11 protein-coding genes are annotated in these 12,267 nt (G+C 74.9%); 10 read left to right on the top strand and 1 reads right to left on the bottom strand.

Features of this window, described 5'->3' with window-relative positions; genetic code table 11:
- The first annotated feature begins 74 nt into the window (after window positions 1-74).
- From ACFWA7_RS12570 to cobI, 4 genes are read left to right on the top strand one after another with little or no spacing between them, the layout of a single operon-like run.
- A complete protein-coding gene (locus tag ACFWA7_RS12570) occupies window positions 75-2,081 on the top strand; it encodes a putative cobaltochelatase (RefSeq protein WP_385822716.1) in 2,007 nt (668 codons plus the stop codon).
- Window positions 2,081-2,689, top strand: a complete 609-nt coding sequence (gene cobO / locus ACFWA7_RS12565) for a cob(I)yrinic acid a,c-diamide adenosyltransferase (RefSeq protein WP_385822714.1) — start codon at window positions 2,081-2,083, stop codon at window positions 2,687-2,689. Before ACFWA7_RS12570 ends, cobO begins: the two co-directional genes overlap by 1 nt.
- Window positions 2,683-4,299, top strand: a complete 1,617-nt coding sequence (locus ACFWA7_RS12560; RefSeq protein ID WP_385822712.1) for a cobyrinate a,c-diamide synthase — start codon at window positions 2,683-2,685, stop codon at window positions 4,297-4,299. Before cobO ends, ACFWA7_RS12560 begins: the two co-directional genes overlap by 7 nt.
- Window positions 4,296-5,042, top strand: coding sequence for a precorrin-2 C(20)-methyltransferase (gene cobI, locus ACFWA7_RS12555; protein ID WP_385540596.1), 747 nt, complete (start codon window positions 4,296-4,298; stop codon window positions 5,040-5,042). Before ACFWA7_RS12560 ends, cobI begins: the two co-directional genes overlap by 4 nt.
- Window positions 5,043-5,071: 29 nt before the next feature.
- Here cobI and ACFWA7_RS12550 read toward each other — a convergent pair whose 3' ends face one another.
- A complete protein-coding gene (locus ACFWA7_RS12550; RefSeq protein WP_385540598.1) occupies window positions 5,072-5,791 on the bottom strand; it encodes a ZIP family metal transporter in 720 nt (239 codons plus the stop codon).
- Window positions 5,792-5,868: 77 nt separating this feature from the next.
- On the opposite strand from ACFWA7_RS12550, the gene cobM reads away from it, so the two are divergent.
- Genes cobM through cobC form a run of 6 tightly spaced genes read left to right on the top strand, consistent with a single transcriptional unit; the run spans window position 5,869 to window position 12,198 of the window.
- Entirely contained in the window at window positions 5,869-6,696 is an 828-nt protein-coding gene (gene cobM / locus ACFWA7_RS12545; RefSeq protein ID WP_385540600.1) for a precorrin-4 C(11)-methyltransferase, read from the top strand.
- A complete protein-coding gene (gene cbiE / locus ACFWA7_RS12540) occupies window positions 6,693-7,946 on the top strand; it encodes a precorrin-6y C5,15-methyltransferase (decarboxylating) subunit CbiE (RefSeq protein ID WP_385822710.1) in 1,254 nt (417 codons plus the stop codon). Before cobM ends, cbiE begins: the two co-directional genes overlap by 4 nt.
- Complete coding sequence (gene cobJ, locus ACFWA7_RS12535) at window positions 7,943-9,655, top strand: precorrin-3B C(17)-methyltransferase (RefSeq protein ID WP_385822708.1); 1,713 nt, start codon at window positions 7,943-7,945, stop codon at window positions 9,653-9,655. Before cbiE ends, cobJ begins: the two co-directional genes overlap by 4 nt.
- Window positions 9,656-9,708: 53 nt before the next feature.
- The gene (locus ACFWA7_RS12530) at window positions 9,709-10,248 is read left to right on the top strand and encodes a precorrin-8X methylmutase (RefSeq protein ID WP_385822765.1); all 540 of its coding nucleotides are present in this window, start codon (window positions 9,709-9,711) and stop codon (window positions 10,246-10,248) included.
- Window positions 10,245-11,156: a sirohydrochlorin chelatase gene (locus ACFWA7_RS12525; protein WP_385540605.1), complete on the top strand. Its 912-nt coding sequence runs from the start codon at window positions 10,245-10,247 to the stop codon at window positions 11,154-11,156. The genes ACFWA7_RS12530 and ACFWA7_RS12525 overlap by 4 nt, the downstream gene beginning before the upstream one ends.
- Window positions 11,128-12,198 (top strand): Rv2231c family pyridoxal phosphate-dependent protein CobC, encoded by a 1,071-nt coding sequence (gene cobC / locus ACFWA7_RS12520; protein WP_385822706.1) that lies wholly within the window; start codon window positions 11,128-11,130, stop codon window positions 12,196-12,198. The genes ACFWA7_RS12525 and cobC overlap by 29 nt, the downstream gene beginning before the upstream one ends.
- Window positions 12,199-12,267 lie beyond the last annotated feature (69 nt).

Here is a 12,267-nt window from a genome sequence, read left to right as displayed (position 1 = left end):
CCGCACGGCATGTCAGCCGCCCTGGCCTGCGACGCACAGTCATCGCAACAGCCACTCGAAGGAGTGATCTCGGCGTGAGTGTCCCCTATCCGTTCACAGCCATCGTCGGGCAGGACGATCTGCGACTGTGCCTGCTCCTCAATGCAGTGAGCCCTGCCGTGGGCGGAGTACTGGTCCGAGGGGAGAAAGGGACGGCGAAGAGCACCGCCGTGCGGGCGCTCTCGGCGCTGCTGCCCGAGGTCGAGGTCATCACGGGCTGCCGGTTCTCCTGTGACCCCGGGGCCCCCGATCCGGCGTGCCCCGACGGGCCGCACGAGGCCGGGACCGGGGCGGCCCGGGCCGCGCGGATGGTGGAGCTGCCGGTCGGCGCCTCCGAGGACCGTCTGGTGGGCGCACTCGACATCGAGCGGGCGCTCGCCGAGGGCGTGAAGGCCTTCGAGCCCGGTCTGCTGGCCCACGCCCATCGCGGGATCCTGTACGTCGACGAGGTCAACCTCCTCCACGACCACCTGGTCGACCTGCTGCTCGACGCCGCCGCCATGGGCGCCTCGTACGTGGAGCGCGAGGGCGTCTCCGTACGGCACGCCGCGCGTTTCCTGCTGGTGGGGACCATGAACCCCGAAGAGGGTGAGCTGCGGCCGCAGTTGCTGGACCGGTTCGGGCTGACCGTCGAGGTGAAGGCCTCCCGGGAGCCGGACCAGCGGGTCGAGGTGGTCCGTCGCAGGCTCGCCCACGACGACGAGCCCGCCGCGTTCGCGGCGCGCTGGGACGACGAGGAGAGCTCCGTACGGGCGCGGATCGTCGCGGCGCGTGCGCTGCTGCCCGAGGTGCGGCTCGGTGACGCCGCGCTCCGGCAGATCGCCGCGACCTGCGCCGCCTTCGAGGTCGACGGTATGCGGGCCGACATCGTGATGGCCCGCACCGCCACGGCGCTGGCCGCCTGGGCGGGGCGTACGGACGTGCTCGCCGAGGACGTCCGGCAGGCGGCGCTCCTCGCGCTGCCCCACCGGCGCCGGCGCAACCCGTTCGACGCCCCGGGCCTCGACGAGGACAAGCTCGACGACACCCTCCAGGAGTTCGGGGACCAGGGCGAGGACGACGACCCGGATCCGGACGGGCCGGGCGGCGGGGGCGGGCAGCCCCCGCAGGACGGCGGCCCGACGCCGGACGCGGGCGCCGGGGACACCCCCGCGCGCCCCGAGACGGGCGAGGGCGGCGAGCCGCAGCCGTCCGGCGCGGGAGAGCAGCAGGCCGTACGGGCGGGCGAGCCGTTCCGTACGAAGATGCTGAGCGTGCCGGGGCTCGGCGAGGGCGCGGCCGGGCGCCGCTCACGGGCCCGCACGGCGCACGGGCGTACGACCGGGGCCCGCCGCCCCCAGGGCGCCCTCACCAAGCTGCACCTGGCGGCGACCGTCCAGGCGGCCGCGCCGCACCAGCGGGCGCGCGGGCGTTCGGGGCGCGGCCTGGTCGTCCGGCGCGACGATCTGCGCCAGGCGGTCCGGGAGGGCCGCGAGGGCAACCTGGTGCTCTTCGTCGTCGACGCCTCCGGCTCGATGGCGGCCCGGCAGCGGATGGGCGCGGTCAAGGGCGCGGTGCTCTCGCTGCTGCTCGACGCGTATCAGCGGCGGGACAAGGTCGGCCTGATCACCTTCCGGGGCAAGGACGCGGAGGTGGCCCTGCCGCCGACGTCGTCGGTGGACGCGGCTGCGGTCCGCCTGGAGACGCTGCCGACGGGCGGGCGCACCCCGCTCGCGGCCGGGCTGCTCAAGGCGCACGACGTGCTGCGCGTGGAGCGGATGCGGGATCCGTCGCGGCGGCCGCTGCTCGTGGTGGTGACGGACGGGCGGGCCACCGGTGGCGTGGACCCGGTGGCGCTCGCGGGCCGGTCGGCCCGGCTGTTCGCCGCCGAAGGGGTCGCGTCGGTGGTCGTGGACTGCGAGGCGGGCGCGGTGCGCCTCGGGCTCGCGGCCGAGCTGGCGCGGGAGCTGGGCGGCCCGGCGGTGACACTCGACGAGCTGCGGGCCGACTCGATCGCCGGTCTGGTCAAGGACGTTCAAGGGACTTCGAGGAGGGCGGCCTGATGCCGCAGGGACAGCCGAGCGTGGTGCCCGAGGACGGGCTGACGACCCGCCAGAGGCGTAACCGGCCGCTGGTCGTGGTGCACACGGGCATCGGCAAGGGCAAGTCGACGGCCGCGTTCGGGCTCGCGCTGCGGGCCTGGAACCAGGGCTGGCCGATCGGGGTGTTCCAGTTCGTCAAGTCGGCGAAGTGGAAGGTCGGCGAGGAGAACGCGCTGAAGGTGCTCGGCGCCTCCGGCGAGGGCGGGAGCGTCGACTGGCACAAGATGGGCGAGGGGTGGTCCTGGGTCCAGCGCGACTTGCAAGGCGACAACTCGACCAACGAGGACAAGGCCCGCGAGGGCTGGGAGCAGGTCAAGCGGGACCTGGCGGCCGAGACGTACAAGCTGTACGTGCTCGACGAGTTCGCGTACCCCATGCACTGGGGTTGGGTGGACACGGACGAGGTCATCGCGGTGCTGCGGGACCGCCCGGGCACCCAGCACGTGGTGATCACGGGGCGCAACGCACCCGGGAAGCTGGTGGACTTCGCGGATCTGGTGACCGACATGTCCAAGGTCAAGCACCCGATGGACGCCGGTCAGAAGGGGCAGCGGGGCATCGAGTGGTAGCACGTCTCGTCATCGCGGCCCCCTCGTCGGGCAGCGGGAAGACCACGGTCGCGACGGGCCTGATGGCCGCGCTCGCCGCGACCGGGCTGACCGTGTCCCCGCACAAGGTCGGCCCCGACTACATCGACCCCGGCTACCACGCCCTGGCCACGGGGCGCCCCGGGCGCAACCTCGACGCGTATCTGTGCGGCGAGGAGCTGATCGCTCCCCTGTTCGCGCACGGCGCGCGAGGGTGCGACGTCGCGGTGGTCGAGGGCGTGATGGGGCTGTACGACGGGGCGGCGGGGCTCGGTGAGCTCGCCTCCACGGCGCAGGTGGCGAAGCTGCTGCGGGCGCCGGTGGTACTGGTCGTGGACGCGTCCTCGCAGTCGCGGTCGGTGGCGGCGCTGGTGCACGGGTTCGCGTCCTGGGATCCCGGGGTGCGGATCGGCGGCGTGATCCTCAACAAGGTGGCGTCGGAGCGGCACGAGGTGCTGCTGCGGGAGGCGCTGGACGAGTCGGGGGTGCCGGTGCTCGGCGCGCTGCGCCGCGCCGCCCCCGTGTCGACGCCGTCTCGGCACCTCGGGCTCGTGCCGGTCGCCGAGCGGCGGGCCGACGCGGTGGCCGCTGTCGCGGCGATGGGGGAGCAGGTGCGGCGGGGGTGCGACCTGGCCTCGCTGCTGGCCCTGGCCCGGTCGGCGCCGGATGTCGGGTGCGAGCCGTGGGACCCGGCGGGGCTGTTCCCCCACCCCGCCCCTTTCCTGAACCCTCCGGGGGTGGGTGGGGGTGAAGGTGGTCTCCCGGAAGCTACGCCCCCGGACCCCCGAGGCGGGGGCTTCGCCCCCTGCACCCCCAGCGGGGCTGCGCCCCTGCACCCCCTGGAGGCTGCGCCCCCTGTACCCCGCTCGGGGCTCCGCCCCGGCCCCCGCTCCTCAAACGCCGGAGAGGCCGGAGGTGCCCTGAGGGGCGCGGGGAACTGCGCGACCAGCCCCGCACAACCCGCAGACGAACACCGGGCCCGAAAGGGGGCGCAGCCCGTCGTCGCTCTCGCCGGGGGGCCCGCCTTCACGTTCTCGTATGCCGAGCACGCGGAGCTGCTCTCCGCCGCCGGGGCGGACGTCGTGGTGTTCGACCCGCTCAGGGACGAGAGCCTGCCCGAAGGCACCGCCGGGTTGGTGATCGGCGGCGGGTTCCCCGAGGTGTACGCGGCGGAGCTCAGTGCCAATGAGCCGCTGCGGAAAGCCGTCGGCGAGCTGGCGTGGTCCGGCGCGGCCGTCGCCGCCGAGTGCGCCGGGCTGCTCTATCTGGCGCGGTCGCTCGACGGGCAGCCGATGTGCGGGGTCCTGGACGCCGACGCCCGGATGTCGGAGCGGCTCACGCTCGGGTACCGGGAGGCCGTCGCGGTCGGGGACAGCTGTCTGGCGCCCGCCGGCGCGAGGCTGCGCGGCCACGAGTTCCACCGGACCGTCCTCGACCCGGGGGCGGGGCCCGCGCCCGCGTGGGGTCTGGTGCACCCGGAGCGCCGGGTCGAAGGTTTCGTACAGCAGGGCGTGCACGCGAGCTATCTGCACACGCACTGGGCCGCCCGGCCCGCCATCGCCCGTCGGTTCGTTGAGAGGTGCACTCCATGAGCAAGCTTGTCGGAGTCGGAGTGGGGCCCGGTGACCCGGAGCTGGTGACCGTGAAGGGCGTACGGGCCCTTCGGGAGGCCGACGTCGTCGTGGTGCCCGTGATGGCCGCGTCCGACGGGCAGGACGGCGGCGAGCCCGGCCGCGCCGAGGCGACCGTCCTGCACTACGTGGACCGGGACAAGGTCGTCCGGGTCGTCTTCGCGCTCAACGAGCGCTCCGACCGGGGGCGGCGCGAGGCCGCCTGGGACGCGGCGGGCGGGGCGGTCGCCGAGCTGCTGCGCGCCCACGGCTCGGTGGCCTTCGCGACCATCGGCGACCCCAATGTGTACTCGACGTTCACCTATCTCGCCCAGACCATCACCGAGCTGGTGCCGGGGGCGGAGATCGTGACCGTGCCCGGGATCACCGCGATGCAGGACCTCGCCGCGCGTTCGGGCGCCGTGCTCACGGAGGGGACCGAGCCGCTCACCCTCGTCCCCGTCACCGCCGGGGCGACCGTGCTCAAGGACGCCCTTGAGGGGCCGGGCACGGTGGTGGCGTACAAGTTCGGACGCCAGGCCGGTGAGGTGGCGGCGGCGCTGCGGGCGACCGGGCGGATCGACGACGCGGTGTGGGGCTCGGCGCTCGGCCTGGACGAGGAGTTCATCCGCCCGGCCGCGGAGCTCGACGGCGGCACGCTGCCGTACCTCTCGACGCTCATCGCGCCCGCGCGGCGCGAGGGCGGGCGCGGCGGCAAGCTGTGACAGCGCCCAAGGCTCCGTACGCGGTGGGATCACCCCGCGATCCCCACCACCAGCCAGATGAAGGCCACCCCGCCGACCGTGAACAGCAGCGTGGAGAGCGCCGGGTGGTCGTGGTGGGCCTCGGGCAGGATCTCGGCGGCGGCCAGATACAGCAGCACCCCGCCGAAGAAGCCCAGATAGCTTCCGAGCAGCTCGGCCGGAAGGGTGAACAGCAGCGTCGAGGCGGCGCCCACCATCGGGGCGAGCGCGTCCGCGATCAGCATGGCGACGGCCTTGTGCTTCTCGTTCCCGTACAGGCTGGTGATCGTGTAGGTGTTGAAGCCGTCGGCGAAGTCGTGCGTGATCACGGCGACCGCCACGGCCGCGCCCATGCCGCCGCCCACCTGGAAGGCGGCGCCGATCGCGATGCCGTCCATCAGGCTGTGCCCGACCATCGCCGCGGCCGCCGTCAGACCCACCTGCGGCACCCTCTTCTCGCCTCCATGGGCCGCCCTGCGTACCGCGAGCAGGCGCTCCACCAGGTGGGCGAGGAGGAAGCCGCCGACGAACAGAAGCAGCGCGGCCGGTACGCCGAAGACATCGTCGCCCGCCGCCTCCATCGCCTCCGGCAGCAGGTCGAGTCCGACCACGCCGAGCATCAGCCCGCCCGCCAGCCCCAGCACGAGATGGCGCCGGTCGGTGACGCGCTGGGCCGTCCAGCCGCCGACCAGTGTCATCAGGAACGCACCGAGCGCCACGAGCACTGCCATGCGCCCTTGCTAACCGACTGACCCACCCCCGCGCATTTCGCTTTACCGACTGTGTGACGTACGAGAGGACCCCTCCCATGGCCGATGCCCCCACCGGCAGGCTGACCGTCGTCGGCGCCGGCCCCGGCGCCGCCGATCTGCTGACGTTCCGCGCCGCCCGGGCGATCGCCGAGGCCGACGTGGTCATCTGGGCCGCGAGCCTGGTGCAGGCCGAGGTCCTGGACCACGCGCGCGAAGGCGCCGAGATCCTGGACTCGGCGGCGATGTCCCTGGAGGAGGTCGTCGGGGTGTACGAGCGGGCCGCCCGGGAGGGGCTGAAGGTCGCCCGTATCCACTCCGGCGACCCGGCGCTGTGGGGCGGCACCCAGGAGCAGCTCGACCGGGTGGCGGGGCTCGGCCTGGAGGTCGAGGTCATCCCGGGCGTCTCGTCGTTCTCGGCGGTCGCGGCGATCGCCCAGCGCGAGCTGACCATCCCGGAGGTGGCGCAGTCCGTCATCCTCACCCGCCTGGGCGGCGGCAAGACGCCGATGCCGCCCGGCGAGGAGGTCCGCGAGTTCGCCCGGCACGGCACCACGATGGCGGTCTTCCTGTCCGCCGCCCGCTCGGGCCAGCTGGTGGAGGAGCTGCTGGAGGGCGGCTATCCGACCTCGACCCCGGTCGTCATCGCGTACCAGGCGACCTGGCCCGAGGAGCTGGTGCTGCGCTGCACGATCGACACGCTGGAGGAGACGGTGAAGGAGCACAAGCTCTGGAAGCACACGCTCTTCCTGGTCGGCCCGGCCCTCTCGGCCTCCGGCACCCGCTCGCACCTCTACCACCCGGGTCACTTCCACGGCTTCCGCCGGGCGGACCCGGCGGCCCGCCGCGCGCTGAAGGCCGAGAAGGCGGAGCGCACCCCGTCATGATCACCGTCATCGGTACGGGGACGGGGGCGCCGCCGGCACCGGACGCCCTGGCGGCGCTGGCCGAGGCCACGCTGGTCACCGGCGCCGCCCGCCATCTCGCGGCGGCCGAACTCCCGCCGGGGGCCGAGCAGGTGGTGCTCGGTCCGCTGGCGCCCGCCCTCGACGCCATCGCCGAGCACCACGAGCGCGGTGGCCGGGCCGTGGTGCTGGCCTCCGGGGATCCCGGGTTCTTCGGAATCGTGCGGGCACTGGCCGAGCGGTTCGGGCCGCAGGAGCTGGACGTACGGCCGGGGACCACGTCGGTGGCGGTCGCCTTCGCCCGGCTTGGGCTGCCCTGGGACGACGCGCTGGTGGTCAGCGCGCACGGCCGGGACCTGCGGACGGCCGCCAATGTGTGCCGGGCGCACCCCAAGACCGCCGTGCTGACCGGGCCCGGTGCCGGGCCCGCCGAGCTGGGCGCCGAGCTCGCCCGCCGGGCGCCCGAGCGGCTCCTGGTGGTGGCGTCGGCGCTCGGCGACCCGGAGCGGGAGCGGCTGGTGCGGGTGAGCCCGGCCGAGGCCGCGGCCCGCGAGTGGGACGCGGTCAGCGTGATCGTCTGTCTGGACGAGGAGAAGGCGCTCTCGCCGGTGCGCACGGTCGCGGGCGGCCGGGCCACGCCCGGCCGCTGGGCGCTGGACGAGAGCGCGTTCGCGCACCGCGACTCGATGATCACCAAGGCCGAGGTGCGGGCGCTGGCGCTGGCCCGGCTCGGCCCGCGCCTGGGCGATCTGGTCTGGGACATAGGGGCCGGGTCGGGCTCGGTGGCCGTGGAGTGCGCCCGGTTCGGGGCGGCGGCGGTCGCGGTCGAGAAGACCGCCGAGGGCTGCGAGCACGTCCGGGCCAACGCGGCGGCGCACGGTGTGGACGTACGGGTGGTGCACGGCGCGGCGCCCACGGTCCTGTCGGATCTCGCGGATCCGGACGCGGTGTTCATCGGCGGGGGCGGCCGTGAGCTGCCCGCGATCGTGACCGCCTGCGCCCGGCGGGCCCGGCGCTCGGTCGTGGTGGCGCTGGCGGCCCTGGACCGCGTTCCCGCGGTACGGGCGGCGCTGGCCGGGGCCGGTCTGGAGACCGACGGCGTCCTGCTGCAGTCGTCGCGGCTCGCGCCGCTGCCCGGGGACGTGACCCGGCTCGCCGCCACCAACCCCGTCTTCCTGCTGTGGGGCGACCGCCCCTCGGCTGTATCGGTTGTCGAAGGAGCTGTTCAGTGATCGGCCTGATCTCCGCCACGGCGGCGGGCGCCACAGCCCGCGACCGGCTGGCCGCGGCCTGGCCCGGCCGGGTCCGGGTGTACGAAGGACCCGTGCGGGAGGCCGTGGAGCGGGCCTTCGCGGAGTGCGACGCGCTGGTGTGCTTCCTCGCCACGGGCGCCACGGTCCGGCTGCTCGCCCCGCTCCTCGCGGACAAGGCGTCCGACCCGGGTGTGGTCTGCGTGGACGAGGCCGGGCGCTTCGCCGTCTCGCTGCTCGGGGGCCACGGGGGCGGCGCCAACGCGCTGGCCGCCGAGGTGGCCGAAGTCCTCGGCTGCACGCCGGTGGTGACCACGGCGACGGACGCGGTGGGCGTGCCGGGCCTGGACACGCTTGGCCTGCCGGTGGAGGGCGCGGTGGCGGCGGTGTCCCGGGCGGTCCTGGACGGCTCGCCGGTGGCGCTGCGGGCGGACGGCGTGTGGCCGCTGCCGGCGTTCCCGTCGAACGTGACCGCCGCCGCGGAGGGCCCCGCCGCCCTCCACCTCACCGACCGCCTCCTTGAACTCGGGCCCGACGAAGCCGTGCTGCGGCCGAAGTCCCTCGTCGTGGGTGTCGGCGCGTCCAAGGGCGCGCCCGTCGACGAGGTGCTCGGGCTCGTCGAGGACGCCGTACGGGACGCGGGGCTCAGCCTCCTCAGCGTGGCCGAACTCGCCACCGTGGACGCGAAGTCCGAGGAGCCGGGGATCGTCGAGGCGGCCTCCCGGCTCGGGGTGCCGCTCACCGCGTACAGCGCGGAGGAGCTCTCCCGTATCGAGGTGCCGAACCCTTCCGACGCGCCCCTGGACGCCGTCGGGACGCCTTCCGTCGCGGAGGCCGCCGCGCTCGCGGGCGGCGGTGAACTCCTCGTGCCGAAGCGGAAGTCGAGCCCCGAGGGCCGGGCCGCGATGGCCACCTGCGCGGTCGTGCGGCGCGCCCCGCGCGGGCGGCTCGCGGTCGTCGGGCTCGGGCCCGGGGCCCGGGACCTGCTCACCCCGCGCGCCAAGGACGAGCTGCGCCGGGCCTCGGTGCTCGTCGGGCTCGACCAGTACGTGGACCAGATCCGCGATCTGCTGCGGCCCGGCACCACGGTCCTGGAGTCGGGGCTCGGCGCCGAGGAGGAGCGGGCCCGTACCGCCGTCGCCCGGGCGCGCGAGGGGCACGCGGTCGCGCTGATCGGATCGGGCGACGCGGGGGTGTACGCGATGGCGTCGCCCGCGCTCGCCGAGGCCGCCGACGACATCGAGGTGGTCGGCGTCCCGGGCGTGACGGCCGCGCTGGCCGCCGCCGCGATCCTGGGCGCGCCGCTGGGGCACGACCACGTCTCCATCTCGCTCTCGGACCTGCACACGCCGTGGGAGGTGATCGAGCGCCGGGTGCGCGCGGCCGCCGAGGCGGACATCGTGGTCACCTTCTACAACCCGCGCAGCCGGGGCCGCGACTGGCAGCTGCCCAAGGCGCTCGGCATCCTCGCCGAGCACCGCGCCCCGCACACCCCGGTCGGCGTGGTGCGCAACGCCTCCCGCCCCGACGAGAGCAGCCGGCTGACCACGCTCGGCGCGCTGGACCCGGCGACCGTGGACATGATGACGGTCGTGACGGTGGGCAACACCGCCACCCGTGAGATCGCCGGCCGTATGGTGACCCCGCGCGGCTACCGGTGGCAGGCCGCGACCGCCGAGGGGGCCGAGTGAGCAGGCCCTGGGAGCGTACGGTCCACCCGATCGAGGTGGAGTCGTACCGGCGGATGCGCGCCCGCCTCGACACCTCGCACTTCGCGCCGCTCACCAGGGCCGTGGTGGAGCGGGTCGTCCACTCCGCCGCCGACCTCGGCTACGCCACGGACCTCGTCTGCGACGAGGACTCGCTGGTGAAGGCCCACGCGGCGCTGCACGCCGGGGCGCCGGTCGTCACCGATGTCGAGATGGTCGCGGCCGGGATCACCCGGCGCGAGACCGTCTGCCGTCTGCGGGACGCCGAGTCCGGCCCCGGACTGACGCGTTCGGCACACGCCATCCGGCTCGCGTACGAGGAGGTGGGACCCGGCGCGCTCTGGGTGATCGGCAACGCGCCCACCGCGCTCGAAGAACTCCTCACCCTCGACACCGCTCCCGCGCTGGTGATCGGCCTTCCGGTCGGCTTCGTCGGAGCCGTCGAGTCCAAGCAGGCGCTGCGCGAGAGCGGCCTGCCCGCCGTCAGCAACGTTTCCGAGAAGGGCGGCTCGGCGGTGGCCTCCGCCGCGCTCAACGCCCTTCTGTACCACCCCCTCTCCAAGGAGAACCAGTGACCACCCCCCAGACCAAGCCCGCACTGCTCGTCGCCGGGCACGGCACCCGGGACGACGCCGGGGCCGAGGCGTTCCGCTCGTTCGTCGAGGAGCTCGGCCGCCGCAACCCCGCGCTGCCCGTCGCGGGCGGCTTCATCGAGCTGTCGCCGCCGCCGCTGGGCGAGGCCGTGGCCTCGCTGGTGGAGCAGGGCGTCAAGCGGTTCGCCGCCGTGCCCCTGATGCTGGTGTCGGCCGGGCACGCCAAGGGCGACATCCCGGCCGCGCTCACCCGCGAGAAGGAGCGCCACCCCGGCATCTCCTACACGTACGGCCGCCCGCTCGGCCCGCACCCGTCGCTGCTCGCCGTCCTGGAGCGCCGGGTCGACGAGGTCATCGGCGACCTCGACCGCTCGGAGGTGACGGTCCTCCTGGTCGGCCGCGGCTCGACCGACCCGGACGCCAACTCCGAGGTGTACAAGGCGGCCCGGCTGTTCTGGGAGGGGCGCGGTTACGCGGGCGTGGAGACGGCGTTCGTGTCGCTGGCGGCGCCGGACGTGCCGGCGGGCCTGGACCGCTGCGAGAAGCTGGGGGCCCGGCGGATCGTGGTCCTTCCGTACTTCCTGTTCACCGGCATCCTGCCGGACCGGGTGCGGCAGCAGACCGAGGAGTGGGCGGCGGCGCACCCCGGCCCCGACATCCGTTCCGCCGACGTCATCGGGGCGGCCGAGGAGCTGCACGCGCTGGTCATGGAGCGGTACGAGGAGGCGGTGAAGGGGGATCTGCGGATGAACTGCGACTCCTGCGTCTACCGCATCGCGCTGCCCGGTTTCGAGGACAAGGTGGGACTGCCCCAGCAGCCCCACTTCCACCCGGACGACGACGGCCACCATCATCACCACCATGGCAGCCATGCGCACGCACATCACTGAGCACGATCTGCGCCACCACGGGGACGCCGAGGTCCGTGACGGCGGCGACGGTCTGACCGACCTGGCGGTCAACGTACGGGCGGGTACTCCCCCGGACTGGCTGCGGGAGCGGATCGCCGCGTCCCTGACCGGGCTCGCCGCCTACCCCGACGGGCGGGCGGCGCGGGCCGCGGTCGCGGGGCGGCACGGGCTGCCCGTGGAGCGGGTGCTGCTCACGGCGGGGGCGGCGGAGGCGTTCGTACTGCTGGCGCGGGCGCTCTCGTTCCGCCACCCCGTGGTGGTGCACCCGCAGTTCACCGAGCCGGAAGCCGCCCTGCGGGACGCGGGGCACGAGGTCCACCGGGTCCTGCTGCGCCCGGAGGACGGGTTCCGGCTCGACCCGGCGGCGGTTCCGTCGGAGGCGGACCTCGTGGTGGTCGGCAACCCCACGAACCCCACGTCGGTGCTGCACCCCCGTGGGGTGCTGGCCGCGCTGGCCCGGCCCGGGCGGACGCTGGTCGTGGACGAGGCGTTCATGGACGCGGTGCCCGGCGAGCGGGAGGGGCTGGCGGGGCGGACGGATGTGCCGGGCCTGGTGGTCCTGCGCAGCCTCACCAAAACGTGGGGTCTCGCGGGGCTGCGGATCGGCTATGTGCTGGCCGAGCCCCCGGTCGTGGCCGCGCTGTCGCGGGCCCAGCCGCTGTGGCCCGTCTCCACGCCCGCGCTGGTGGCGGCGGAGGCGTGCGTGTCGCCCCGGGCGCTGGCGGAGGCGGAGGAGGCGGCGCACCGCCTCGCCGCGGACCGGGCGCATCTGGTGGCGGGGCTGGGGGAGTTCGAGGAGGTACGGGTGGTGGAGGCGGCGGAGGGGCCGTTCGTACTGGTCCGCATGGCGGGGGCGGCGGCGGTGCGGGCGCACCTTCGTGGGCTGGGGTTTCTTGCCCGGCGCGGCGACACGTTCCCGGGCCTTGGGCCGGAGTGGCTGCGTCTTGCGGTGCGGGACCGTTCGACGACGAATCGATTCCTCCAGGCCCTGGACCAGGCGCTGACGCTGACGTCGGGGTGACCGGGGGTTGGTTCCCCACCCCGCCCGTTCCCTTGGCCCTCCGGGGGTGGGCGGGGGGTTGAGGTGGTC

The organism is Streptomyces sp. NPDC059994, from assembly GCF_042737755.1.
GTDB lineage: Bacteria > Actinomycetota > Actinomycetes > Streptomycetales > Streptomycetaceae > Streptomyces.
Note: the sequence above shows the minus strand (reverse complement) of the source record. Positions and strands in the feature narration are given on the sequence as shown.

What these genes read in the sequence shown, in the direction of transcription:
- cobC (WP_385822706.1), top strand. Translation starts at nt 11,128, where the DNA reads ATGGCAGCCATGCGCACGCACATCACTGAGCACGATCTGCGCCACCAC.
- cobM (WP_385540600.1), top strand. Translation starts at nt 5,869, where the DNA reads ATGGCCGATGCCCCCACCGGCAGGCTGACCGTCGTCGGCGCCGGCCCC.
- ACFWA7_RS12530 (WP_385822765.1), top strand. Translation starts at nt 9,709, where the DNA reads ATGCGCGCCCGCCTCGACACCTCGCACTTCGCGCCGCTCACCAGGGCC.
- cobO (WP_385822714.1), top strand. Translation starts at nt 2,081, where the DNA reads ATGCCGCAGGGACAGCCGAGCGTGGTGCCCGAGGACGGGCTGACGACC.
- cbiE (WP_385822710.1), top strand. Translation starts at nt 6,693, where the DNA reads ATGATCACCGTCATCGGTACGGGGACGGGGGCGCCGCCGGCACCGGAC.
- cobI (WP_385540596.1), top strand. Translation starts at nt 4,296, where the DNA reads ATGAGCAAGCTTGTCGGAGTCGGAGTGGGGCCCGGTGACCCGGAGCTG.
- ACFWA7_RS12550 (WP_385540598.1), bottom strand. Translation starts at nt 5,791, where the DNA reads ATGGCAGTGCTCGTGGCGCTCGGTGCGTTCCTGATGACACTGGTCGGC.